This window comes from Pseudomonas sp. Pc102, from assembly GCF_018408275.1.
Classification (GTDB): domain Bacteria; phylum Pseudomonadota; class Gammaproteobacteria; order Pseudomonadales; family Pseudomonadaceae; genus Metapseudomonas; species Metapseudomonas tohonis.
Genome location: NZ_AP021905.1, coordinates 231499 through 255266 on the forward strand (window position 1 = coordinate 231499; position 23768 = coordinate 255266).

At 67.3% G+C, this 23768-nt stretch carries 19 protein-coding genes; 12 read left to right on the forward strand and 7 right to left on the reverse strand.

Annotated elements, in window-relative coordinates:
• Positions 1–9: 9 nt before the first annotated feature.
• Positions 10–1404 carry a hypothetical protein gene (locus PHLH3_RS01170; protein WP_213627693.1) on the reverse strand — a complete coding sequence of 465 codons (1395 nt, stop codon included), beginning with the start codon at positions 1402–1404 and terminating at the stop codon, positions 10–12.
• A gap of 272 nt (positions 1405–1676) precedes the next feature.
• On the opposite strand from PHLH3_RS01170, the gene PHLH3_RS01175 reads away from it, so the two are divergent.
• Positions 1677–2129 carry a YaiI/YqxD family protein gene (locus PHLH3_RS01175; RefSeq protein ID WP_111261145.1) on the forward strand — a complete coding sequence of 151 codons (453 nt, stop codon included), beginning with the start codon at positions 1677–1679 and terminating at the stop codon, positions 2127–2129.
• Between the two features lie 6 nt (positions 2130–2135).
• Here the strand turns inward: PHLH3_RS01175 and PHLH3_RS01180 are convergent, their stop codons facing one another.
• From PHLH3_RS01180 to PHLH3_RS01190, 3 genes are all read right to left on the reverse strand, one after another.
• A complete protein-coding gene (locus PHLH3_RS01180) occupies positions 2136–2606 on the reverse strand; it encodes a thioesterase family protein (RefSeq protein ID WP_213627695.1) in 471 nt (156 codons plus the stop codon).
• 135 nt (positions 2607–2741) lie between these two features.
• Positions 2742–3407: an isoprenoid biosynthesis glyoxalase ElbB gene (elbB, locus tag PHLH3_RS01185; RefSeq protein ID WP_213627697.1), complete on the reverse strand. Its 666-nt coding sequence runs from the start codon at positions 3405–3407 to the stop codon at positions 2742–2744.
• Positions 3408–3420: 13 nt separating this feature from the next.
• Positions 3421–4254 carry a dienelactone hydrolase family protein gene (locus PHLH3_RS01190; RefSeq protein WP_213627699.1) on the reverse strand — a complete coding sequence of 278 codons (834 nt, stop codon included), beginning with the start codon at positions 4252–4254 and terminating at the stop codon, positions 3421–3423.
• Between the two features lie 118 nt (positions 4255–4372).
• Between PHLH3_RS01190 and PHLH3_RS01195 the strand changes: the two genes are divergently transcribed.
• Positions 4373–5608, forward strand: coding sequence for a sterol desaturase family protein (locus PHLH3_RS01195; RefSeq protein WP_213627701.1), 1236 nt, complete (start codon positions 4373–4375; stop codon positions 5606–5608).
• Positions 5609–5623: 15 nt separating this feature from the next.
• Here the strand turns inward: PHLH3_RS01195 and PHLH3_RS01200 are convergent, their stop codons facing one another.
• Positions 5624–6214, reverse strand: a complete 591-nt coding sequence (locus tag PHLH3_RS01200) for a DedA family protein (RefSeq protein WP_213630379.1) — start codon at positions 6212–6214, stop codon at positions 5624–5626.
• Positions 6215–6449: 235 nt separating this feature from the next.
• Here PHLH3_RS01200 and hemB point away from each other — a divergent pair, with 235 nt between their 5' ends.
• Positions 6450–7463, forward strand: coding sequence for a porphobilinogen synthase (hemB, locus tag PHLH3_RS01205; RefSeq protein WP_213627703.1), 1014 nt, complete (start codon positions 6450–6452; stop codon positions 7461–7463).
• A gap of 19 nt (positions 7464–7482) precedes the next feature.
• Complete coding sequence (gene ppk1 / locus PHLH3_RS01210) at positions 7483–9693, forward strand: polyphosphate kinase 1 (protein WP_213627705.1); 2211 nt, start codon at positions 7483–7485, stop codon at positions 9691–9693.
• Positions 9694–9766: 73 nt separating this feature from the next.
• Here the strand turns inward: ppk1 and ppx are convergent, their stop codons facing one another.
• A complete protein-coding gene (gene ppx, locus PHLH3_RS01215) occupies positions 9767–11272 on the reverse strand; it encodes an exopolyphosphatase (protein ID WP_111261137.1) in 1506 nt (501 codons plus the stop codon).
• Positions 11273–11634: 362 nt separating this feature from the next.
• On the opposite strand from ppx, the gene trxA reads away from it, so the two are divergent.
• The 5 genes from trxA (at position 11635) to PHLH3_RS01240 (ending at position 19542) form a co-directional block, all read left to right on the forward strand.
• On the forward strand, positions 11635–11961 hold the full coding sequence (gene trxA / locus PHLH3_RS01220) for a thioredoxin TrxA (RefSeq protein ID WP_021218198.1): 327 nt from the start codon (positions 11635–11637) through the stop codon (positions 11959–11961).
• Positions 11962–12221: 260 nt separating this feature from the next.
• The gene (gene rho, locus PHLH3_RS01225) at positions 12222–13481 is read left to right on the forward strand and encodes a transcription termination factor Rho (protein WP_173176681.1); all 1260 of its coding nucleotides are present in this window, start codon (positions 12222–12224) and stop codon (positions 13479–13481) included.
• Positions 13482–13613: 132 nt separating this feature from the next.
• Positions 13614–15080 carry a 4-hydroxy-3-polyprenylbenzoate decarboxylase gene (gene ubiD / locus PHLH3_RS01230; protein ID WP_213627707.1) on the forward strand — a complete coding sequence of 489 codons (1467 nt, stop codon included), beginning with the start codon at positions 13614–13616 and terminating at the stop codon, positions 15078–15080.
• A complete protein-coding gene (locus PHLH3_RS01235) occupies positions 15080–16048 on the forward strand; it encodes a CDP-6-deoxy-delta-3,4-glucoseen reductase (protein WP_213627709.1) in 969 nt (322 codons plus the stop codon). The genes ubiD and PHLH3_RS01235 overlap by 1 nt, the downstream gene beginning before the upstream one ends.
• Positions 16049–16350: 302 nt before the next feature.
• Positions 16351–19542 (forward strand): discoidin domain-containing protein, encoded by a 3192-nt coding sequence (locus PHLH3_RS01240; protein WP_244862965.1) that lies wholly within the window; start codon positions 16351–16353, stop codon positions 19540–19542.
• 241 nt (positions 19543–19783) lie between these two features.
• Here PHLH3_RS01240 and PHLH3_RS01245 read toward each other — a convergent pair whose 3' ends face one another.
• Positions 19784–20680 carry a LysR substrate-binding domain-containing protein gene (locus tag PHLH3_RS01245; protein ID WP_213627711.1) on the reverse strand — a complete coding sequence of 299 codons (897 nt, stop codon included), beginning with the start codon at positions 20678–20680 and terminating at the stop codon, positions 19784–19786.
• Positions 20681–20893: 213 nt separating this feature from the next.
• Between PHLH3_RS01245 and PHLH3_RS01250 the strand changes: the two genes are divergently transcribed.
• From PHLH3_RS01250 to PHLH3_RS01260, 3 genes are read left to right on the forward strand one after another with little or no spacing between them, the layout of a single operon-like run.
• On the forward strand, positions 20894–22012 hold the full coding sequence (locus PHLH3_RS01250; protein ID WP_213627713.1) for an ABC transporter ATP-binding protein: 1119 nt from the start codon (positions 20894–20896) through the stop codon (positions 22010–22012).
• A 14-nt stretch (positions 22013–22026) separates the two neighbouring features.
• On the forward strand, positions 22027–22953 hold the full coding sequence (locus PHLH3_RS01255) for an ABC transporter permease (protein ID WP_213627715.1): 927 nt from the start codon (positions 22027–22029) through the stop codon (positions 22951–22953).
• A complete protein-coding gene (locus PHLH3_RS01260) occupies positions 22953–23753 on the forward strand; it encodes an ABC transporter permease (protein WP_213627717.1) in 801 nt (266 codons plus the stop codon). The genes PHLH3_RS01255 and PHLH3_RS01260 overlap by 1 nt, the downstream gene beginning before the upstream one ends.
• The last annotated feature ends 15 nt before the right edge of the window (positions 23754–23768 follow it).

The window sequence follows — 23768 nt, forward strand, 5'->3', positions numbered from 1 at the left end:
GTGTGTTCCTCAGGGTGTCTGGTTGCTGGCCACGGCGCGGACGCCGGGTGTGGTCGGGGTGACGGCGCCCTGGGCGTAGACCTGGCCGGCCACCAGGCGCAGCGGGACCACCTGGTGGGGCCGATCGATCTTCAGGGTGAATTCGCGCACGCCATGGGCGGTGGGCAGGGCCAGGCGGTGCTCGCCCATGGCCAGGCGCAACCGTGCGACGCCGATGCTGCCGGGCAGGGTGCGCCAGGTGCGCTCGTCGGCCCCTTCGCTGGCCACCGACATGATGCCGACGGCCAGGCTGGCGAGGGCGTTGCCGTTGTCGTTGAGCTGCTTCTGCAGGGCGCCCCGGGTCACCGCGCGCACGGTGGTGCGCAGGATGATGCCGGGCATGTCGTCGCGCAGGGCGCGGTGCGACATGGCGCGCACGCTGCTGAGTTCGGTGAGGGCGGTGGGTGTGCCATCCACCTCGACGAAGGCCGGCGCCGGGGTGCTGGTGTCGTCGCGCAGCAGCGGGAAGGACACGGTGCTGATGATCATCCCGGACTCCAGGGGCACCGGCAGCGGGATGCGCAACGAGTCGCGGGCCGGCGCCAGGCCGCTCTGCAGCACCAGCAGCACGTCGCTGCCGGCGTCCGCCGCAGGCGTTGCGTCCAGGTCCAGGAGGGCCTGTTCCAGCAGCGGCGTGCCGGGGCGCAGTTCGGCGGCCTGGCGATAGCCGGGGGCGGCCAGGCCCTTTTCGCCCAGGGCCTCGTAGACGAACCCGGCGAGGTAGTGGCTGAAGGCGCTCTGGTAGCTGTTCTTCAGGTTGACCACGTCGGGGGCATCGAGCGAGGCCACCGGGTAGCCGCGCAGGTCTTCGAAGCGGGTGCTGATGCCCTGGCGCTCGGCCTCTTCCTCGCTGTCGAGGTACTGCCGGTCGCGCAGCTCGGCGATCAGTGCTTCGCGTTCGTGGGTCTTGCGGATCTCGGTACGGGCGGCGTCGAAGTCGCTGACGGCCAGGTCGTTGAGGGCCATCTGCGTGGTGAGCATGACCTTCTCGTAGTCGTAGCCCTCGTAGCGACGCACCCGGTCGTTGGCGAGGAAGGCGCCGGCCTGCCCCAGGTAGCGCGAAGGGTCGGCCTTCATCGCCTCTTCCCACTGGAAGACGATGCGGTCGGCCTGGCGCCAGGCGGCCTGGCTGCCGACGAGGTCGCCACGTGCACGCAGCAGCTCGCCCTTTTCGAAGTAGTAGAGGAGGTCCTTGTCCTCGCCGCCGTTGTTGGCTTCCAGCGTGCCGAGGGCGGCGTCCACGTCGCCACGGGCGAGGTGCTGGCTGGTGGCGGTGAGTTCGCTTTCGTAGCTGCGCAGGACCGAGCAGCCGGCAAGCTGCAGGGCGAAGCAGGCCGCCAGGGCGGTGAGGGCGCGGGATGCCATGGGTTCCTCGTCGAGTCCTTGATACTGCCAGCCGTTTCCAGCTGATCCAGGCGTGCAATGGCATGTGGCGGCTTCCTGCCAATCCCCGCATGGGCCTTCCCGGGGCACCGGAGGTGCGGGAAGGGCGGGCGATTATAGGGGAATATCGGCGAAAATAGATGGCTCAATGAGATCATTTTGATCTCGCAGGCGCTGCGGCATGGTGGCGCAGCGAGCATCCGCAGGGGGGGCTGGCATACTGCGCGCCCGCAACCTTTCCGGAGCCCAAGCCCATGCGTGTGTGGATCGACGCCGACGCCTGCCCCCGTGCTGCCAAGGACCAGGTCATCAAGTTCGCCCTCAAGCGCAAGTTCGAGGTGGTGCTGGTGGCCGGGCAGAGCCAGGTGAAGCCGGCCTTCGCCTGCGTGCGCCTGGTGGTGGTGCCGAGCGGGCCGGATGCGGCGGACGATCACCTGGTGGAGCAGGCCGAGCCGGGCGACCTGGTGATCTGCAGCGACGTGCCGCTGGCCGACCGGCTGGTGAAGAAGGGCGTCGCCGCGCTGGATCCGCGTGGCCGCGAATTCGACGAGCGCAACATGGGTGAGCGGCTGGCGGTGCGCAACCTGTTCACCGACCTGCGCGACCAGGGGCAGATGGGGGGTGGCCAGGCCGCTTACAGCGACAAGGACCGCCAGGCGTTCTCCAACTCGCTGGACCGGCTGCTGACCCGCCTCGCCCGGGGCTGAACGCCCTCAGCCGCAGAGGTAGGTGCCGGTGCCGACGGCCACCAGGGTGCCGTCGTCGGCGTGCAGTTCCGAGCGCACCACCGCGACCTTGTTGCCCGAGCGCAACAGCACCGCCGTGGCGGTGAAGGCGCGGCCGCGCCCCGGGCGCAGGTAGTCGATACGCAGGTCGATGGTGCCGAGCTTGGACAGCCGCTCCATGCGTTCGGCGGTGGACAGGCCCTGGTGGCGTTCGAAGGCGCCGATCAGCGCCATGGCGCCGCCGGTGACGTCCAGCAGCGAGGAGATCACCCCGCCATGGAGGATGCCGTGGACGAAGTTGCCGATCAGTTCGTCCTTCATCGGCAGGTGCATGGTCACCTGCTCCTGCGACAGCACGCCGAGCTGGATGCCGAGTACCTGGTTGAAGGGGATGCGTTCGAAGAAGCGCCGGACCGCCTGTTGCAGTTCCGGGGTCAGGACGAAGTCGTTGTCGCTCATGCTGCACCTGCGTCGGGGTCGAGAGTGCGACGCTGACGCAGCGCGGGGCGCTTGAACAGGGGCGCGGCCCAAATGGCACGCGGATTGGCGGGAGCGGCTTGCAGTGGCGGGCGGCCAGGGCCGCCCGCCTGGCCGTCAGTGGTCGGCGTGGGTCAGTTCGAGCACGCGGTCGACCAGCTTGTAGATGCCCGAGGCGGCTTCGCTGATGGACTGGGCGAGCATGTAGGCGGGGGTGGTGACCAGTTTGCGTGCCTTGTCCTCGACTATCTCGCTGACCACGCACTCGACGTGCTCGGCGCCCATCTTCTCCAGCGCACCGGCGGTGTCGGCGTCGGTGCCGATGGTGCAGGTGACGCCTGCGCCATAGATCTTCGCGGCCATGGCCGGGGCGATGCAGATCAGCCCCACCGGCTTGCCGGCGTCGGCGAAGCCCTGGGCGGCGGCCAGGACGTCGGGCTGCACGCTGCAGTCGGCGCCGCTGAGGGCGAAGTCGGAGAGGTTCTTCGCCGCGCCGAAGCCGCCGGGGATGATCAGGGCGTCGTAGTCCTCGGCCTTGAGTTCACGGACGTCCTTCACCGCGCCACGGGCGATGCGTGCGGACTCGGTGAGCACGTTGCGGCTCTCGGGCATCTCCTCGCCGGTGAGGTGGTTGATCACGTGGTGCTGGGCGATGTTGGGTGCGAAGCACTGCGCCAGTGCGCCGCGTTGGTCCAGGCGCAGCAGGGTGATCACGCTCTCGTGGATCTCCGCGCCGTCGTACACGCCGCAGCCGGAAAGAATCACAGCAACTTTCTTGTTCATAGCGTTCTCCGCTTCACTGGGCCGCCTTCAGGTTCTCCTGGAGGAACGCCTGGGCATGCTGGTGGGCATCCTCGGCCAGCCTGGGTTGGTAGGTATTCAGGTCGCTGCGCTGGTCGAACACGTGGTCGGCCCCGCCGTATTGCACCAGTTGCAGTTGTTCGAGTTCGAGCCCGTCTATAGCTGATAGACACTGAAGGTGGTCAGTGATTCTGTCCTTGCCACCGAGAAACATCAGCACCGGCAGGTCGCGCCCCTTGCCCTGGCGCAGGTGCGCGGGGAATCCACAGTAAGGGTAGAAGGCGATGACGCCGCGCACACCGTCCAGCGCCTGCTGGCCGATGCGGGGGAAGCCATGGCCGGCGCCGCCGTCGTAGGCGAGTGCATCGAGGATGCTCCAGCCGCCGTGGGAGTAGCCGAGCAGGGCCATGCGCCGGTGATCCAGGCGGGGCATCGAGCGGGCGAGGTCGAGGGCGGCGTAGACGTCCAGCGCACGCTCGTTGCCCCACAGCAGCTTGCCGTCGCAGACCGGATGCCAGTCATGGATGCCGCGTGCGCCCAGGCTGTCGACGAAGAGCAATGCGTAGCCCTGGGGCAGCAGCCATTTCTTCACGTTCTCGACGAAGCCCGGGCTTTGCCCGCTGCAGCCGTGGAACACCAGCACGGTGGGAAAGGGGCCTTCGCCTGCCGGGGTGAACAGGCTGAGGTGGGGCGCCAGGCGCTCGCGCGCGGACGCCAGGTCGTCGGCGGCCGGCAGCAGCGCGGCGCGATAGGGATAGAGTCCCAGGAGGGCGGCCGTGGCGATCAGGATCAGCAGGATGGAAAAGGTGCGTCGTGTGGTTATGCGCATGTGTCGTCATATGCCGGTTGGGCTGGCATGCGGCGCCAGGGGCCCCGGAGAGGCGCGGGCGTAGCATCGAGCCTGGCAATCCTAGTCCCTTGATCGGCATAACGATACGGCTGACATCATGAATTACGTCCTCTACGCGGTCCCCTTCTTCTTCCTGCTGATCGGCATCGAGCTGCTCGCCGATCGTTGGCGCGGGGTGCGCACCTACCGCACCGCCGATGCCATCAACAGCCTCAGCGCCGGGGTGCTGTCCACCACCAGCGGGCTGCTGACCAAGGCGGTGGGGGTGCTCACCTACACCTATGCCTGGCAGCACCTGGCGCTGTTCGAGTTGCGCGCGGACAGCCCCTGGGTCTGGCTGTTCGCCTTCGTCTTCTACGACTTCTGCTACTACTGGAACCACCGCCTGGGCCACGAGCGCAACGTGCTCTGGGCCGCGCACTCGGTGCACCACCAGAGCGAGGAGTACAACCTCTCGACGGCGCTGCGCCAGACCAGTACCGGCTTCCTCTTCGGCTGGATCTTCTACCTGCCGATGGCGGTGGCCGGCGTGCCGCCGCTGGTGTTCCTGACGGTGGCCGCGCTCAACCTGCTCTACCAGTTCTGGGTGCACACGCGCCATGTGCCGAAGCTCGGCTGGTTCGAGTGGTTCTTCATCAGCCCCTCGAACCACCGCGTCCACCATGCGCAGAACGCGGTCTACATGGACCGCAACTACGGTGGCGTCTTCATTCTCTGGGATCGCTTGTTCGGCACCTTCCAGGAGGAGCTGGACGAGGAACCGGTGGTGTTCGGCGTGACCACTCCCCTGGCCAGCTGGAACCCGATCTGGGCCAACCTGCAGTTCTACTCGGTGCTCTGGCGGGACGCGGTGCGCGCCGGGTCCTGGTGGGATCGCTTGCGCATCTGGTTCATGCGCACCGGCTGGCGACCCGCGGATGTGGCGCTCAAGTACCCGCAGGCCAAGCCGGACCTGAGCCGTTTCAGCAAGTTCGAGGTGCCGCTGTCGGGCGGGCGCACCCTGTATGCGGCGCTGCAGTTCGTCGGTTACCTGGTGGGTGGCAGCTACCTGCTGGGGGCGGGCGACGGCTTGCCGCTGGGCGCCGTGCTGCTGGGCTGGGGCTGGTTGGCGTTCGGCCTGTTCGTCATCGGTGCGTGGCTGGAAAACCGGCCCTGGGCATTGCGCCTGGAGTTGGCGCGGCTGGCGGCTAACGTGCCGGTGCTATGGCTGGCGGGGGGGCTTGGCATGCTGCCGGCCAGCCCGTCGGCCTGGCTGGTGCTGGGGGTGCACGGCCTGGCCAGCGTGCTGGCGCTGGTCGCGCTGGGGCGGCGCGAGGCGGCGCTGGCGGTCTGAGTCGGGAGTGATGGGCTACGGCTGCGGAGGCTGGTCGGCGTTCGCCTTGGCTTCGCGGCTGTTGCGCAGCCGGCGGCGCAGCCAGAGCAGGCCGCCGATCACCACCAGCACGCCGAGCACCATCAGCTCGTAGCGCTTGAGGTTGCCCAGCATGCCTTCGAGCACGGCACCGAAGTGGAAGGCGGCGAAGCCCAGGGCCAGGGCCCAGACGATGGCGCCGATGCCGTTGAGGATCAGGTAGCGCAGCGGCGGGTAGCCGGACAGGCCGATGGCCACTGGCATCACGGTGCGCAGGCCGTAGACGAAGCGGAAGCTCAGCACCCAGATGTCCGGGTGGCGACGGATGTGCTCCAGGGCCTTGTCGCCCATGGCCTGCCAGCGCGGGCGACGGGCGAGGATCTGCCGGCCCTTGTGGCGGCCGAGGTAGTACCACAGCTGGTCGCCGGCATAGCTGCCGAAGAACGCCGTCATCACCACCAGGTTGATATCCATGTAGCCGCGGAACGCGAGAAAGCCGGCCAGGACCAGGATGGTCTCGCCCTCGAAGAAGGTGCCGAGGAAGAGGGCGAAGTAGCCGAAATCCTGGAGGAATTGTTGCAGCATCAGTTAGGCAGCGCGGCAAAAATGAACGCGAAGCCTAACCGGGTTGGCGCTGCGGGAAAAGCTCTAAAGGGTGGCGAACCGCCAGTCGAGGGTCGACTGGTTCACGGCCAGCCCTCGTGGGGCCTCGGAAATTTCGTCGAACGCGACAGAGCGTCGCTGTCATGCATTGTTACCATTCGGTCATAATTGCCGCTTATAAATGTCGCACTGTGTCCTCCTTTGGACCCTGGAGTCTGTCGTGAGCTTTACCCCCGCCAATCGCCTGTTCCCCGCTACCCGCCTGCGCCGCAATCGCCGTGATGACTTCTCCCGCCGCCTGGTGCGTGAAAACACCCTGACCGTCGACGACCTGATCCTCCCGGTGTTCGTGCTGGACGGCGAGAACCGCCGTGAAGCGGTGCCCTCGATGCCGGGCGTCGAGCGCCTGTCCATCGACCTGCTGCTGGAAGCCGCGGCCGGCTGGGTGGCCCTGGGCATCCCCGCGCTGGCGCTGTTCCCGGTGACACCGCTGGAGCGCAAGTCGCTCGACGGCGCCGAGGCGTGGAACCCGGACGGCATCGCCCAGCGCGCCATCCGTGCCCTGCGCGAGCGCTTCCCGGAACTGGGCGTGATCAGCGACGTGGCCCTGGACCCCTTCACCACCCATGGCCAGGACGGCATCCTCGACGCCGACGGTTACGTGCAGAACGACATCACCGTGGACGCCCTGGTCAAGCAGGCGCTGTCCCACGCCGAGGCCGGCGCCCAGGTGGTCGCGCCCTCGGACATGATGGACGGCCGCATCCAGGCGATCCGCGAAGCGCTGGAGCTGGCCGACTTCCCCAACGTGCGGATCATGGCCTACTCGGCCAAGTACGCCAGTGCCTACTACGGGCCCTTCCGTGATGCCGTGGGCTCGGCCGCCAACCTCGGCAAGGCCAACAAGGCCAGCTACCAGATGGACCCGGCCAACGGCGACGAGGCCCTGCACGAAGTGGCGGCAGACCTCGCCGAAGGCGCCGACATGGTCATGGTCAAGCCGGGCATGCCTTACCTGGACATCGTCTGGCGCGTGAAGGATGCCTTCCGCGTACCGACCTTCGCCTACCATGTCAGCGGCGAGTACGCCATGCACATGGCGGCCATCCAGAACGGCTGGCTGAGCGAGGCGGTCATACTCGAATCGCTGACCGCATTCAAACGTGCGGGCGCTGATGGCATCCTTACCTACTTCGCCGTGCGTGCCGCAGAAATGCTCAAGGCGGGAGCCTGACTCCCCAGCAGGAAACCAGATGAACACCGATGGACTGAACCAAGCGTCGAACCCCGAACAAGAGCCCGTGCCGGAGCAGCCGGTCGCCGAGGCCCCCGCCCCGGCTCCCGTGGAGACTCCGCCGCCGGCCCCCGCGCCGGCTCCGGTGATCCCGGGCCTGGATGACAGCAGCCTGTACATCCACCGGGAGCTGTCGCAGCTGCAGTTCAACATCCGTGTCCTGGAGCAGGCGCTCGACGAGTCCTACCCGCTGCTCGAGCGCCTGAAGTTCCTGCTGATCTTCTCCAGCAACCTCGACGAGTTCTTCGAGATCCGTGCCGCCGGCCTGAAGAAGCAGATCACCTTCGCCCGCGAACAGGCGGGTGCCGACGGCCTGCTGCCGCACCAGGCGCTGGCCCGTATCAGCGAGCTGGTGCACGAACAGGTGGCGCGCCAGTACAGCATCCTCAACGACGTGCTGCTGCCGGAGCTGGCCAAGCACCAGGTCAGCTTCATCCGCCGGCGCTACTGGACGCCCAAGCTCAAGACCTGGGTGCGCCGCTACTTCCGCGACGAGATCGCGCCGATCATCAGCCCCATCGGCCTCGACCCGACGCACCCCTTCCCGCTGCTGGTGAACAAGAGCCTCAACTTCATCGTCGAGCTGGAGGGTGTCGATGCCTTCGGCCGTGACTCGGGCCTGGCGATCATCCCGGCGCCGCGCCTGCTGCCGCGCGTGATCCGCGTCCCCGAGGAGATCAGCGGCCCCGGCGACAACTTCGTGTTCCTGTCGTCGATGATCCACGCCCATGCCGACGACCTGTTCCCCGGCATGAAGGTGAAGGGTTGCTACCAGTTCCGCCTGACCCGTAACGCCGATCTTTCGGTGGACACCGAGGACGTCGAGGACCTGGCCCGCGCCCTGCGCGGCGAGCTGTTCTCGCGCCGCTACGGCGATGCGGTGCGCCTGGAGGTGGCCGACACCTGCCCGAAACACCTGTCCGACTACCTGCTCAAGCAGTTCGGCCTGGCCGAGAGCGAGCTGTACCAGGTCAACGGCCCGGTCAACCTGACCCGCCTGTTCAGCATCACAGGGCTGGACAGCCACCCCGAACTGCAGCACCCGAGCTTCACCCCGGTGATCCCCAAGCTGCTGCAGAAGGCCGAGAACCTGTTCAGCGTGGTGGGTAAGCAGGACATCCTGCTGCTGCACCCCTTCGAGTCCTTTACCCCGGTGGTGGACTTCCTGCGCCAGGCGGCCAAGGACCCCAACGTCCTGGCCATCAAGCAGACGCTGTACCGCGCCGGTGCCAACTCCGAGATCGTCGACGCCCTGGTGGAAGCGGCACGCAACGGCAAGGAGGTCACCGCGGTGATCGAGCTGCGCGCGCGCTTCGACGAGGAATCCAACCTGCAGCTGGCCAGCCGCCTGCAGGCTGCCGGCGCCGTGGTGATCTACGGCGTGGTCGGCTTCAAGACCCACGCCAAGATGATGCTCATCCTGCGCCGCGAGGATGGCGAGCTGCGCCGCTATGCCCACCTGGGCACCGGCAACTACCACGCCGGCAACGCGCGCCTGTACACCGACTACAGCATGCTCACCGCCGACGACGCGCTCTGCGAGGACTTGCACAAGCTGTTCAACCAGCTGATCGGCATGGGCAAGACGCTGCGCATGAAGAAGCTACTGCACGCGCCCTTCACCCTGAAGAAGTCGTTGCTGGACATGATCGCCAAGGAGGCCCTGCACGCCACCGAAGGTAAGCCGGCGCACATCATGGCCAAGGTCAACTCGCTGACCGACCCGAAGGTCATCCGCGCGCTGTACAAGGCCAGCCAGAGCGGCGTGAAGATCGACCTGGTGGTGCGTGGCATGTGCTGCCTGCGCCCGGGCATCCCCGGCGTCTCGCACAACATCCAGGTGCGCTCGATCATCGGCCGCTTCCTCGAACACAGCCGCATCTACTACTTCCTCAATGGTGGTGACGAGCTGCTCTATCTCTCCAGTGCCGACTGGATGGAGCGCAACCTCGACATGCGCGTGGAGACCTGCTTCCCGGTGGAGGGCAAGAAGCTCATCACCCGGGTCAAGAAGGAGCTGGAGACCTACCTCGCCGACAACACGCACAGCTGGGCCCTGCAGCCCGACGGTCGCTACCTGCGCAACAGCCCCAGCGGCAACCAGAACCCGCGCAGCGCCCAGGCCATCCTGCTGGACAAGCTGCTCAACCCGCCGGTCAGCGCGCGCTGACCGGCCACTGGACCGCACCAACGAAAACGGGGCCCCCTGGCCCCGTTTCGCTGTCCGCTTCCGGCGTCTCGCTTCAGCTCACCTGCAGGGTGAAGTCGATGCGTTTCAGCCAGGTGGCTTCCTGTTCGAAGTCCGCCTGGGTCAGCGGGTTGGCCGCCAGCCAGTTCTCGGGGAACTGCACGTCCAGGCTCTGCGGGCCCACCTTCAGGCGGACCTGGGGGGTCTCCTGGCTGGTGCGGATGTGGTGGAAGAGGATGGCGAAGCGCAGCAGCACGCAAAGGCGGATGAGCTTGACGCCCTCGTCGCCGAACTCGGCGAACTTGTCCTTGGGGATGTTGCGGCGATGGCCACGGACCAGCAGCGCGAGCATCTGCTGGTCCTGGCGGGAGAAGCCCGGCAGGTCCGAGTGCTCGATCAGGTAGGCGCCGTGCTTGTGGTACTGGTAGTGGGCGATGTCCATGCCGATCTCGTGGACACGGGCGCCCCAGACCAGCAGGTCGCGGTGCCACTCGTCGTCCAGCTCCCAGGCGTCCGCCACCTGCTCCAGCGCTTCCAGTGCCTTGGCCTCGACGCGGGCCGCCTGCTCGGCGTCGGCGTGGCAGCGCTCCATCAGCGCGCTGAGGGTGCGTTCGCGCACGTCCTCGTGGTGGTGGCGGCCCAGCAGGTCGTAGAGCACGCCTTCGCGCAGGGCGCCTTCGGAATGGGTCATGTGCTTGAGTTCGAGGGCATCGAAGATGGCCTCGAGGATCGCCAGCCCGGCCGGGAAGATGGCACGGCGATCGGGCTTGATGCCGTCGAGTTCGAGCTTCTCCACCTCGCCCAGCTTGAACAGCTTGCGCTTGAGCCAGGCCAGGCCTTCCGGGTTGACCTCGCCACTGCCCATGCCGGCCGCCTGGATCGCCAGGCCGACGGCGCGAATGGTGCCCGAGGCGCCCACCGCCTGTTGCCAGCCGAGGCGGCGCAGGCTGTATTCGATGCCCATCAGCTCCAGGCGCGCGGCGGTGTAGGCCTGGGCGTAGCGGGCGGGGGTGATCTTGCCATCGCGGAAATAGCGCTGCGTGTAGCTCACGCAGCCCATCTGCAGGCTCTCGCGCAGCTGCGACTCGAAGCGCTGGCCGATGATGAACTCGGTGCTGCCGCCGCCGATATCGGCGACCAGGCGCTTGCCGGGGGTGTCGGCGATGCTATGGGACACCCCCAGGTAGATGAGGCGGGCTTCCTCGCGGCCGGAGATCACTTCCACCGGGTGGCCGAGGATGGCCTCGGCGCGGCGGATGAACTCGGCGCGGTTGCGCGCCTCGCGCAGGGCGTTGGTGCCGACGATGCGCACCGCGCCCTCGGGCAGGCTGTTGGTCATCTGGGCGAAGCGGCGCAGGCAGTCGAGGCCGCGCTGCATGGCTTCCTCGCTGAGCATGCGCTCGTCATCCAGGCCGGCGGCGAGCTGCACCTTGTCGCCGAGGCGCTCGAGGATGCGGATCTCCCCGTGATCGGCCTTGGCCAGCACCATGTGGAAGCTGTTGGAGCCCAGGTCGATGGCTGCGATCAGGGAAGGGGTTTCGGCGCGACGGGTCGAGGGCATGGTCTTGGTGTCTCGTTTCTGAACGGCGCCATCCTGCCACGATCGTCACGTTGCGCCAACGCGAGTCGTGGAACGCTCGTGCAAGGGAATGGCAGGCGGCGTCACAGAATGCCACGGAGAAGTTTCCGCTTCATGACGGCCGCCTCCTTACTATAGGCGGCGCCCCGCCTCCCGGTGGCGGTGTTCGCGAAGGCTCCGGCACAGGGCGATAAATGGCCGCGGCGGATTGACGCGCAGGCGGTTATCCATCAGTTTTCCAACGCACCTCCATAGGAAGGCTCAATCGCCAGCGGCTTTCGGTCCGGGGAAAGCCGGGCTATGATGGCCGCCAATTTCCGCATCCGAATCCACGGAGAACATCCATGAGCGAACTCATCTCCCACGTTAGCGACGCCAGCTTCGAGCAGGACGTGCTCAAGGCCGAAGGCGCTGTGCTGGTCGATTACTGGGCCGAGTGGTGTGGCCCGTGCAAGATGATCGCCCCCGTCCTCGACGAGATTGCCAAGGACTACCAGGGCAAGCTGAAGATCTGCAAGCTGAACATCGACGAGAACCAGGACACCCCGCCGAAATACGGCGTACGCGGTATCCCGACCCTGATGCTGTTCAAGAACGGCAACGTCGAGGCGACCAAGGTCGGCGCCCTGTCCAAGTCCCAGCTGGCGGCCTTCCTCGACGCCAACATCTGAGTCCCGTCGGGTGCCCGGCGAGCCTTCGGACCGCAACGAGAAACCCCGCAATCTGCGGGGTTTTTTGTTGAATCGGTACTAGACGCCCCCGGATGCGGGTGTTAAATTCGGGTCCGCAGCGTCATTCCGTTGCCCTTCGCAAGCCGCCGCCGACGCATTCCAAATCGAATAAGCACAGCGATCCTGTCGCCTCTCCGCGGCGCGGCCTCTAAAGCTCAACGCTTTCCTTCCTTCTCAATTTTCGTACTTACGTCATTCCTATGAATCTGACCGAACTCAAGCAAAAGCCGATTGCCGAACTGCTGGAAATGGCCGAACAGATGGGCCTCGAGAACATGGCCCGTTCGCGCAAGCAGGACGTGATCTTCGCCCTGCTGAAGAAGCATTCCAAAGGCGGCGAGGAAATCTCCGGTGACGGCGTGCTGGAGATTCTCCAGGACGGTTTTGGCTTCCTGCGCTCCGCGGACTCCTCCTACCTGGCCGGCCCTGACGACATCTACGTCTCGCCCAGCCAGATCCGCCGCTTCAACCTGCGTACCGGCGACACCATCATCGGCAAGATCCGCCCGCCGAAAGAAGGCGAGCGCTACTTCGCCCTGCTGAAGGTTGACTCGATCAACTTCGACCGCCCGGAAAACGCCAAGAACAAGATCCTGTTCGAGAACCTGACGCCCCTGTTCCCCAACGAGCGCCTGAAGATGGAAGCCGGCAACGGTTCCACCGAAGACCTCACCGGCCGCGTGATCGACCTCTGCGCGCCGATCGGCAAGGGCCAGCGCGGCCTGATCGTCGCCCCGCCGAAAGCGGGCAAGACCATCATGCTGCAGAACATCGCGGCCAACATCACCCGCAACAACCCCGAGTGCCACCTGATCGTCCTGCTGATCGACGAGCGCCCGGAAGAAGTGACCGAGATGCAGCGCACCGTGCGCGGCGAAGTGGTCGCCTCCACCTTCGACGAACCGCCGACCCGCCACGTGCAGGTCGCCGAGATGGTGATCGAGAAGGCCAAGCGCCTGGTCGAGCACAAGAAGGACGTGGTCATCCTGCTGGACTCCATCACCCGCCTGGCGCGTGCCTACAACACCGTGATCCCCAGCTCCGGCAAGGTGCTCACCGGTGGTGTCGACGCCCATGCCCTGGAGAAGCCCAAGCGCTTCTTCGGTGCCGCCCGTAACATCGAGGAAGGCGGTTCGCTGACCATCATCGCCACCGCGCTGGTCGAGACCGGCTCGAAGATGGACGAGGTGATCTACGAGGAGTTCAAGGGCACCGGCAACATGGAGCTGCCGCTGGACCGCCGCATCGCCGAGAAGCGCGTGTTCCCCGCCATCAACATCAACAAGTCCGGTACCCGCCGCGAAGAGCTGCTGACCGCCGAGGACGAACTGCAGCGCATGTGGATCCTGCGCAAGCTGCTGCACCCGATGGACGAGATCGCCGCCATCGAGTTCCTGCTCGACAAGCTCAAGGACACCAAGACCAACGACGAATTCTTCATGTCCATGAAGCGCAAGTAAGGTCGGGTTGGTACCAGGAAGGCCGGGGAAACCCGGCCTTCGCGTTTCTGCGATTCGTCGTGGCCTTCTGAATAACCCAGTTCGGCGCTAAACTTTGCGCCCCGACCTGCACGCCCCATGCGAGGCTCAAGCATGCAGTATCGCGATCTGCGCGAATTCATCAGCGGCCTGGAACAGCGTGGCGAGCTCAAGCGCGTCACCGCCCCGGTCTCGCCGATCCTGGAAATGACCGAAATCTGCGACCGCACCCTGCGCAAGCAAGGCCCGGCGCTGCTCTTCGAGAACCCCACCGGCCATGACATCCCCGTGCTCGGCAACCTGTTCGGCACGCCCGGGCGCGTGGCCCTCGGCATGGGTGCGGACGACGTCTCCGAGCTGCGCGAGATCGGCAAGCTGCTGGCCTTCCTCAAGGAGCCCGAGCCGCCCAAGGGGCTGAAGGACGCCTGGTCCAAGCTGCCGATCTTCAAGAAGGTCATCAGCATGGCGCCCAAGGTCCTCAAGGATGCCCCCTGCCATGAAGTGATCGAGGAAGGCGACGACGTCGACCTCGGCAAGCTGCCGATCCAGCACTGCTGGCCGGGCGACGTGGCGCCGCTGATCACCTGGGGCCTGACCATCACCCGCGGCCCCAACAAGGAGCGGCAGAACCTCGGCATCTACCGCCAGCAGGTGATCGGCCGCAACAAGGTCATCATGCGCTGGCTCAGCCACCGGGGCGGCGCGCTGGACTACCGCGAGTGGTGCCAGAAGCACCCGGACACGCCCTACCCCGTCTGCGTCGCCCTCGGTGCCGACCCGGCGACCATCCTCGGCGCGGTGACCCCGGTGCCGGACACCCTCTCCGAGTACGCTTTCGCCGGCCTGCTGCGCGGCCACCGCACCGAGCTGGTCAAGGCCATCGGCTCCGACCTGCAGGTCCCGGCCAGTGCCGAGATCGTGCTGGAAGGCGTGATCCATCCCGGCGAGACGGCCCCGGAAGGCCCCTACGGCGACCACACCGGCTACTACAACGAGGTCGACACCTTCCCGGTGTTCACCGTCGAGCGCATCACCCGGCGCCGCAAGCCCATCTACCACAGCACCTACACCGGCCGCCCGCCGGACGAGCCGGCCATTCTAGGCGTGGCGCTGAACGAAGTCTTCGTGCCGATCCTGCAGAAGCAGTTCCCCGAGATCACCGACTTCTACCTGCCGCCCGAAGGCTGCTCCTACCGCATGGCGGTGGTGACCATGAAGAAGCAGTACCCCGGCCACGCCAAGCGCGTGATGCTCGGCGTCTGGTCCTTCCTGCGCCAGTTCATGTACACCAAGTTCGTCATCGTCACCGACGACGACATCGATGCCCGCGACTGGAACGACGTGATCTGGGCCATCACCACCCGCATGGACCCCAAGCGCGACACCGTGATGATCGACAACACCCCCATCGACTACCTGGACTTCGCCTCGCCCATCTCCGGCCTCGGCTCCAAGATGGGCCTGGACGCCACCCACAAGTGGCCGGGCGAGACCACCCGCGAATGGGGCCGGGCCATCGTCAAGGACGAGGCGGTGACCCGCCGCGTCGACGACATCTGGTCCAGCCTGGGTATCGACTGATGCGGGTCACGCTGCAACCCTCCGGCGCGGTCCTGGAGATCCAGGCCGGCGAGAACATCCTCGCGGCGGCCCGGCGCCTCGGCTACGAGTGCCCGCAGAGCTGCCGCAACGGCAACTGCCACATCTGCGCGGCCCTGCTGGTCGAGGGCCGCGTGCGCCAGGCCGGCGTCGAGCTCGACCACGGCGAACTCTTCACCTGCCTGGCCGAACCCCTGGAAGACTGCGTGCTGCATTGGGACGGCGTGCTCGCTCCCGGCGAGCTGCCGGTGCGCATGCTCAACTGCCAGGTCAGCGCCTGCATCGATGCCGGTGGCGACGTGTGGCGCGTGCGCCTGCGCGCCCCGGCCGGCAAGCCGCCGCGCTACCACGCCGGGCAATACCTGCTGATCGCGCGCGAGGATGGCGAATCCTCGGCCTTCTCCCTGGCCTCCGCGCCCAGCGAAGGGCGCGATATCGAGCTGCACATCCTCGCCCGCGAGCCCAGCGCCCAGGCCCTGCTGGCGCAGTTGCAGCGCACCGGCATCGCCCGGGTGCAGATGCCTTTCGGCGACACCCACCTCGCCGAGCTTCCCGAAGGCCCGCTGGTATTGATCGCCGCCGGCACCGGCATGGCGCAGATGCACAGCCTGATCGAGCATTGCCGCGCCACGGGATTCAGGCACCCGGTGCACCTGTACTGGGGCGCGCGACGGCCGGAGGACTTCTACGAACTGCCGCACTGGGCGCAATGGCAGGGCCTCGACAACCTGACCCTGCACCAGGTGGTCAGCGATGCCTGTGGCTGGCAGGGCCGTTGCGGGCTGCTGCACGAAGCGGTGCGCCAGGACTTCCCCGACCTCAAGCCGCTGCATGTCTACGCCAGCGGCTCGCCGGCCATGGTCTACGCCACCCTCGACGCCCTGGTGGCGGCGGGGATGGACGCCCACCAGATGCGTGCCGACGTCTTCGCCTACGCCCCCCGGCCGTGAGGCCCGCGCCAACCACCGTGCCGCGAGCCCCGTCACCCACGACGGGGCGATGAGACGCGCAGCGCCTCCTTACCTCTCCGTCGCGGCCCTGAGCCGCCAGGGCTGGCGCGATGCCAGCCCCGGCGTCCGCGCCTGGCCGGCCTAGGACAGGTACGAAAACACCGCCCGATCATGTACGGCCATACGCGCCCTGCCTATGATCGCGGCTGCCGGCAAAACTCCCTATCTCATCACTCGCGCGGCCGCTCCAGCGGTCCTGTTCGCCTGGCCTCGTGCCGCGCCGTGACTACCGAGGAACAGTTATGTCGAGCTTCCGATTGAACGCCCTTTCCCGCGCCACCCGACGATGGAGTGCCAGCCTGGGAGCGGCCCTGCTTCTGCCGGGCGGCATGGCGCTGGCCGATGACAGCCAGCACGGCATCGAGTCCGTCATCCAGGGTCATTTCATCAACCTCCAGTTGCCGGGCGCCAGGGCGACCCCGTTCAGCGTCGCCGAGGCCGGAACCGAGCAACTGGAGCGGGAAACCGGGATGCGCGTCCGCAGTCTCGCCCCGCAGCTCGGCGATGCATTCAAGGACCTGCGGGTCATGACCGGGCAACTGGAGGGACGTGCCCGCACCCTGAGCGCCCCTGGGGAAATGACGTTGGCCGCGCGGCCCGATGGCAGCTTCATCGCCCTGTTGCCGGACGCCAACGCCATCATCCGCGGCGACGCCAACGGCCAGCAGTCGTTGATCCACCTCGACCCCGGGGCGGCCTTTGACCCGTCGAGCATCGACTACATCGCCAATGACGGCAGCGAGCCGCCAGCCCAGAAGGAATCACGCAGCGGCCTGCGCAGTTTCCAGGTCGACCGCAACGTCCAGGGCGAAACCGTGATCGACCTGCTGGCCGGGTTCTCCCAGGCCGCCGCCGACTATATCGGTGACCACGAAGCCTACGCCCTGGTCCAGGTAGCCTCGGTCAACCGCGCCTTGCAACAGTCCAAGGTGCAGGGCGTGCGCCTGCGCCTGGTGGGCACTCAAGTTGTGCCAAAGGATGTCGCCATCACCAGCCCCAACGTGAATCAGGTGCGCAACGTCTTCGCCGAAGGCATGCGCCGCTACAGCCCGGACGTGGTCGCCAGCTTCGTCGTTGGCATCCCCGGGGAGAACACCGCTGTGGGTTGGGGCCAGCTACCCGGGCGCTACACCATCAACTCCATCAAATCGTCCACCGTGTTCCGCCACGAACTGGCCCACAACATCGGCGGTAGCCACTGCTCCGATGGCAGCCACTACCGCTTCGGTTACAACAACGGTCGGGTCGGCACTATCCTCTGCGGCAACCATGTGGGCTATTTCTCCAACCCGGACGTCAAGGACAGCCGCGGCGTGCCGCTGGGCAACGCGACAACCGCCAACATGGCCCGGGTCTGGCGGGAAAACGCGGCGCGGATGTCGGCCTACAGCCCGTCCGTGGTGCCCCTCGAAGAGGAACGAGGCACCTCGATCCTCAGCCAGAAGGTCAGCCTGAGCAGCGGCCAGACGCGCTACTTCCCGGTGGATGTCCCCGAAGGCACCCGGCGCCTGGTGTTCAGCGTGGTGGACGGCGAACTCACCGAGAAGGCCGGTCAGGTCCAGCTGCTGCTCAAGCGCGGCGCCCAGCCCAGTGGCACCAGCTACGACTACCGCTCGGTACGCAACCACAACGTCTCCCTGGGGGTGAACGACCCGCAGCCGGGGCGCTGGTACCTGGCGATCAACACCGACAACCGCGCCACCCAGGACCAGGTGCTCGAAGCCCACGCCTACGGCCTCACCCAGGACACCGCCCAGGGCCGCTACCTGAAATTCGTCGCCACCTCGGCGGTGGACGGCCAGGACAGCGCCAGCGTCGCCGAACTGCTGCTGGTGGATGCCAAGGGCAAGGCCCTGCCCCGCAATAGCTGGAAGGTCATGTCCACCAGCAGCGCGGTGCCTGGCGCAGCGGTCGGCAACCACGCCATCGACGGCAACCCCAACTCCTACTGGAGCACGGCGGCGGGGGCGCGCTACCCCCATGAAATACTGATCGACCTGGGAGCCGACAGCCGTTTCTCGCAACTGCACTACCTGCCGCGCCAGGACGCCGGCCTGAGCGGCAACATCAAGGGCTACCAGGTCTACGGCAGCAGCAGCTTCAACGGCGGCTGGACCCTGCTGGCCGACGGCGAATTCAGCGCCGACAACGAGGTCAAGGCTGCGTCCCTCAAGCCCGTGAATGCCGGTGAACCTCCGGTAGCGGTGATCAGCGGCAAGACCGAAGCCAACGCCGGGGACAGGATCGTCCTCGATGCCTCGGCCTCCAGCGATCCCCAGGGCAATGCCCTGAGCTTCGCCTGGGAAGCCTCGCCGCGCCTGGACTTCGACTACGACGGCGCGCGCATCAGCTTCACCGCGCCCGAGCTGCAGGAAGACACCCGCTACCGTTTCACCCTGACCCTGAGCAACGGCAAGCAGAGCAGCAGCCGGACCCACGAGGTGCTGGTCAAGGGCCAGGCCGCCATCGCCAGCTGCAAGCCGGAATGGACGCTCAGAGGCACTTACGTCGGCAACGATGTGGTGCAGTGGAAAGGTCGTCAGTACCAGGCTCGCTGGTGGACCTCCGGCGCCGAGCCGGGCCTGGCCAGCACCACCGGCCCGGACGGCGCCGGCAAGGTCTGGCGTGACCTGGGCCCCTGCCAGGGCGGCGGCGAGAAACCGGTCGAGCCACCGGTGGAGGAAGTCAAACCGCCGGTGGCCGTGATCGGCGGTACCAGCCAGGCCAAGCCGGGCGAAACGGTCTACCTCAACGCCAGCGGGTCCAGCGACCCGGCGGGCCTGAAGCTCAGCTACAGCTGGAGCGTCAACCCTAGCGTCGCCTTTGAAGCCGCTGGCGACCTGATGAAGTTCGTCGCCCCGAGGGCTGCCCAGGACGTGATCTACAACGTCAGCCTGACGGTGAACAACGGCAAGCACAGCGCTACCCGAGTGCATCAGGTCAAGGTGCTGGCCGAGACGCCGGAAACGGTCAAGCCGCCGGTGGCGAGCATCGCCGGCGTCAGCCAGGCCAAGGGAGGTGAAACGGTGACCCTGGATGCCGCGGGCTCCAGCGATCCGGCCGGCCTGGCGCTGAGCTACCAATGGACCGTGACGCCCAGCGTCGCCTTCCAGGCCTCGGGGTCGAAACTGACCTTTGTCGCGCCCAAGAGCGACAAGGACACCAGCTACCGCTTCACCCTGAACCTGGGCAACGGCAGCCACACGGTCAGCCGCGACCATAGCGTAACCGTGCTGGCCGACAGCGTGGAAACGCCAGCCGGTTGCCTGGGCGCCTGGAGCCGTCAAGGTACCTACCTGGCCAACGACAAGGTCAGCCACAACGGCCGCTACTACATCGCCCGCTGGTGGACCAAAGGCAACGAGCCGTCTGCTGCCACTGTCGGTGGCGAAGGCAGTGGCAAGGTCTGGAGGGATGTGGGCGCCTGCAACTGACGCGGGCCGGTGACCGGTCGCGCAGCCAGGCGCTGTGCGACCGGTCCATCCGGGCCCCGGGCCTGTGGCATCCATCGATGTCGCCGACCCGGGGCTCACCGAATCCGGCATAAGCCGGGCGGCCCGTAGGATGGGTAGAGCGAAGCGAAACCCATGCGGTAAGCACGGGCAGGGTGCTCGCCGGGAAGGCCGCTTGATGGGTTTCGTACCTCTACCCATCCTACGATCAACCGGCCGGGGATCACGCCAGCTCGGGGAATTCCGCGCGCAACTCGGCCGCGAGCCACCCCAGGAACCACTGGATATCGGCACTGACCTCTTCGGTCGGCAGCAGCGCCTGGTAGCTCTCCAGCGGCGCCAGCAGCGACACGGGGCGTACCAGCAGGCCGGCGGCCAGTTCCTGGCTCACCAGCACCTCATTGGCCAGGGCGATGCCGTGGCCCTTCTCGGCCATGCTCAGCGCGTGGTCGTTGCTCACGTAGAGCACGTCGGAACTGACCCGTACGGCGCAGCCGACGGCCGCCAGCCAGGCGTTCCACCATTCACCGTCGTCCACATGGATCAGCTTGTGCCGCGCCAGCTCGTCGGCTCCTGCGATCGGGCCGTGGGCGGCCAGGTACTGCGGCGAGCACACCGGGAACACATTGGGTTGCAGCAGGGTGGCCCGGCATTGCGGGTACTGTCCGGGCATGCCGTAGACGATGCCGAGGTCGGCGCCCTGGCCGTCCACGGCGGTGAAGGTGGGGTTGGGCTCGATGGCGATCTTCAGGCCCGGGCGCAGCTGCCGCAGCGACTCCATGCGCGGCATCAGCCAGCGCTTGGCGAAGGCCGGCACGGCGAGGATGCGCAACCAGCGCGGGGCGTCGCTGGCCGCCACCTCGGCGCCGGCCTCGGCGATCTGCCGCAGCGCCCGCGACACCTTGGCGTGGTAGCGCCGCCCGGCCTCGGTGAGCAGCACGCCGCGCGGCGTGCGTTCCAGCAACTGCACGCCGAGCCAGTCCTCCAGCAGGCGCACATGGCGGCCGATGGCCGGCTGGGTGACGTGCAGCGCCCGCGATGCGGCGACATAGCTGCCGAGGCGGGCAGCGGCCTCGAAGGCGCGCAGGGCGTTGAGCGGCGGCAGGCGTGGTTCGGCCATCACGGGGCTCCTGGCTGTTAATTTTATTAACAGCCAATGTAAGGAAATTGAAGTTTCCTGTCGCGGGTATTTGGCCGAGTATCCGGGCCAGGTAGCGCCGCAACGACAACAGGCGCGCCCGTTCCGCCCGCTCGCCACGAGCACTCAGTCCTGCCCAGAACAACTAGAAGTCCCGCCAGCGGACCCTCGCGGCGCGGACACGGAGGTAAGGCCATGAACGCCCTGCATGCAGTGCAGACCGCGGCGGTATCCATCCGCGCGGTACGCAAGGTCTACGGCGATCCCCAGTCCGGGCCCGTCGCCCTCAGGCACGTCGACCTGGAAATCCGTGACAACGAGTTCTTCACGCTGCTCGGCCCGTCCGGTTGCGGCAAGACCACCCTGCTGCGGATGATCGCCGGCTTCGAATACCCCAGCGCCGGCAGCATCCACCTCTATGGCGAGGACATCGCCGACCTGCCTCCCTACGCGCGCCCGGTCAACACGGTGTTCCAGCACTACGCGCTGTTCCCGCACATGACCATCGCCCAGAACCTCGCCTTCGGCCTGGAATCCCAGCCGCTGGGCCGGGCCATGAGCCGTGCCCAGGTCGCCGGGCGCGTGGCCGAGATGCTCGCCCTGGTGCAGATGGAGCGCTTCGCCGATCGTCGCCCGACGCAGCTGTCCGGCGGCCAGCAGCAACGCGTCGCCCTGGCCCGCGCCCTGGCGCCGCACCCCCGGGTTCTGCTGCTGGACGAGCCGCTCTCGGCCCTCGACCTCAAGCTGCGCCAGGCGATGCGCGAGGAACTTAAGGTGATCCAGGCGAAGACTGGCATCACCTTCATCTTCGTCACCCACGACCAGGAAGAGGCCCTGACCCTGTCCGACCGCATCGCGGTGTTCTCGGAGGGCCAGGTGCAACAGGTCGGCACCCCGCAGGAAATCTACGAGCGCCCGCGCAATCGCTTCGTCGCCGACTTCATCGGCGAGACCAACTTCCTCGATGCCCAGGTGCTGGGCCTCGAGGGCGACCAGGCGCTGTGCCAGGGGCCGGGCGGGCAACCGTTCCGGGCCGAGACCGTGGCAGGCGTGCTGCCGGGCAGCCGGGTCAGCCTGTCGATCCGCCCCGAGCGCGTGCACCTGGGGGCCGTCGATACCGCCGGCGCGTTGCCCTGCCGGGTGGAGGCGCAGGTCTACCTGGGCACCGACCTGCAGTACCAGGTGAGCCTCGACGACGGCACGCGCCTGACCGTGCGCATGCCCAACAGCCAGGTCCGCCACCGGCGCTTCGGTGTCGGCGAGCGCGCCGCGCTGCAGTTCGAGAACGGCAGCGCCAGCGTCCTGCTGGACTGAGCCCGGAGGCCTCCATGCATCGATCCACCCTCACCGGCGCCGCCCTCCACGAGCGCCGGCAATCCCTGCGCCACCTGCTCGGCGTGAGCCCGGCACTGCTCGCCATCGGCCTGTTCCTGATCGTCCCCATCCTGCTGGTGGTCGGTTACTCGCTGATGGAGGCCAACCCCTATGGCGGGGTCGAGCCGGTGTTCAGCACCGAGTCCTACCTGTCGCTGCTGTTCGAGCGGCAACTGGACGACAGCCTGGCCTTCGTCGACTCCTACCTGCTGATCGCCCTGCGCTCCATCGGCATCGCCGCGGCGACCACCCTGGTCACGCTGCTGATCGGCTTCCCGGTGGCGGTGTGGCTGGCCATGCAGCCACCCCACAAGCGCGGCCTGCTGATCTTCCTCATCACGGTGCCGTTCTGGGCCAACCTGCTGATCCGCACCTACGCCTGGATCCTGCTGCTGCGCGAGACCGGCGTGGTCAATGGCGCGCTGATGGGGCTCGGCGTGCTCGACCGGCCGCTGCAACTGCTGTACACCGACGGCGCGGTGCTGCTGGGGCTGGTGTACACCTATGCGCCCTTCGTGGTGCTGCCGATCTACGCGACCCTGGAGAAGATGGACATGCGCCTGCTGGAAGCGGCCCAGGACCTTTATGCGGGCCGCTGGCGCACGCTGCGCAAGGTGGTGCTGCCCATCGCGCGGCCGGGCATCCTCGCCGGCGCCATCCTCACCTTCGTGCCCTGCCTCGGCGCCATGGTGGCACCGGAGCTGCTCGGCGGCGGCACGCGGATGATGCTCGGCAACCTGATCTTCCGGCAGTTCAGTGACGCCCGTAACTGGCCCTTCGGCTCCGCCCTGGCCCTGGTGCTGATGGCCGCGGTGATGCTGGTGCTGACCCTCTACGCGCTGCGTGCCGAGCGCGTGCGCATCGCCCGGGGAGGTGTGTGATGAAGCTGTTCGAGCGTCGCCTCGGCGTGCACCACTTCCCCGGTTTCGGCGGCTTCAGCCTGCTGTTCTATCTCTACCTCTATGCGCCGATCCTGGTGCTGGTGGTGCTGTCGTTCAACGCCAACCAGTCGGCCACGGTGTGGAGCGGCTTCAGCCTCGACTGGTACCGCGCCGCCTTCGCCAACCAGGCGCTGCGCCAGGCCGCTGGCAACAGCCTGCTGATCGCCCTGTGCGCCAGCCTGATCGCCACCGTCATCGCCACCCTGGCGGCCCTGGCCACCTCGCGCGGCGCACGCTTCAAGGGGCTGCGGCTGTCGATGGGGGCGATCATGCTGCCGCTGGTGCTGCCCGAGATCGTGGTTGGCGTCGCCACCCTGGCGCTGTTCTCCACCCTCGGCCTGTCCCTGGGCTACGGCAACCTGATCATCGCCCACACGGTGTTCTGCATCCCCTTCGCCTACCTGCCGATCCGCGCCCGGCTCAACGACATGGACCTGTCCCTGGAGCAGGCCGCCGCGGACCTCTACGCCGGGCCCTGGCGCACCCTGCGCAAGGTCACCCTGCCGCTGCTGATGCCGGGGATCCTCTCCGGGCTGATGCTGGCCTTCATCGTCTCGCTGGATAACTTCGTGATCTCGATGATGGTCTCCCAGGCCGGCACCACCACCCTGCCGATCTTCATCTTCGGCCTGCTGCGCATGGGCGTGACGCCCGACGTGAACGCCGTGTCGACGCTGATCCTCGGCGTTTCCGTGCTCTTCGTGACCCTGTCCTGGCTGCTTGGCCGGACAAGAACCTGACCCTGGAGAATTGAC

Excerpts from the sequence above, each read along its gene's own strand:
- PHLH3_RS01170 (WP_213627693.1), bottom strand. The coding sequence starts at position 1,404 with ATGGCATCCCGCGCCCTCACCGCCCTGGCGGCCTGCTTCGCCCTGCAG.
- PHLH3_RS01175 (WP_111261145.1), top strand. The coding sequence starts at position 1,677 with ATGCGTGTGTGGATCGACGCCGACGCCTGCCCCCGTGCTGCCAAGGAC.
- PHLH3_RS01180 (WP_213627695.1), bottom strand. The coding sequence starts at position 2,606 with ATGAGCGACAACGACTTCGTCCTGACCCCGGAACTGCAACAGGCGGTC.
- elbB (WP_213627697.1), bottom strand. The coding sequence starts at position 3,407 with ATGAACAAGAAAGTTGCTGTGATTCTTTCCGGCTGCGGCGTGTACGAC.
- PHLH3_RS01190 (WP_213627699.1), bottom strand. The coding sequence starts at position 4,254 with ATGCGCATAACCACACGACGCACCTTTTCCATCCTGCTGATCCTGATC.
- PHLH3_RS01195 (WP_213627701.1), top strand. The coding sequence starts at position 4,373 with ATGAATTACGTCCTCTACGCGGTCCCCTTCTTCTTCCTGCTGATCGGC.
- ppk1 (WP_213627705.1), top strand. The coding sequence starts at position 7,483 with ATGAACACCGATGGACTGAACCAAGCGTCGAACCCCGAACAAGAGCCC.
- ppx (WP_111261137.1), bottom strand. The coding sequence starts at position 11,272 with ATGCCCTCGACCCGTCGCGCCGAAACCCCTTCCCTGATCGCAGCCATC.
- trxA (WP_021218198.1), top strand. The coding sequence starts at position 11,635 with ATGAGCGAACTCATCTCCCACGTTAGCGACGCCAGCTTCGAGCAGGAC.
- rho (WP_173176681.1), top strand. The coding sequence starts at position 12,222 with ATGAATCTGACCGAACTCAAGCAAAAGCCGATTGCCGAACTGCTGGAA.
- ubiD (WP_213627707.1), top strand. The coding sequence starts at position 13,614 with ATGCAGTATCGCGATCTGCGCGAATTCATCAGCGGCCTGGAACAGCGT.
- PHLH3_RS01235 (WP_213627709.1), top strand. The coding sequence starts at position 15,080 with ATGCGGGTCACGCTGCAACCCTCCGGCGCGGTCCTGGAGATCCAGGCC.
- PHLH3_RS01240 (WP_244862965.1), top strand. The coding sequence starts at position 16,351 with ATGTCGAGCTTCCGATTGAACGCCCTTTCCCGCGCCACCCGACGATGG.
- PHLH3_RS01245 (WP_213627711.1), bottom strand. The coding sequence starts at position 20,680 with ATGGCCGAACCACGCCTGCCGCCGCTCAACGCCCTGCGCGCCTTCGAG.
- PHLH3_RS01250 (WP_213627713.1), top strand. The coding sequence starts at position 20,894 with ATGAACGCCCTGCATGCAGTGCAGACCGCGGCGGTATCCATCCGCGCG.
- PHLH3_RS01255 (WP_213627715.1), top strand. The coding sequence starts at position 22,027 with ATGCATCGATCCACCCTCACCGGCGCCGCCCTCCACGAGCGCCGGCAA.
- PHLH3_RS01260 (WP_213627717.1), top strand. The coding sequence starts at position 22,953 with ATGAAGCTGTTCGAGCGTCGCCTCGGCGTGCACCACTTCCCCGGTTTC.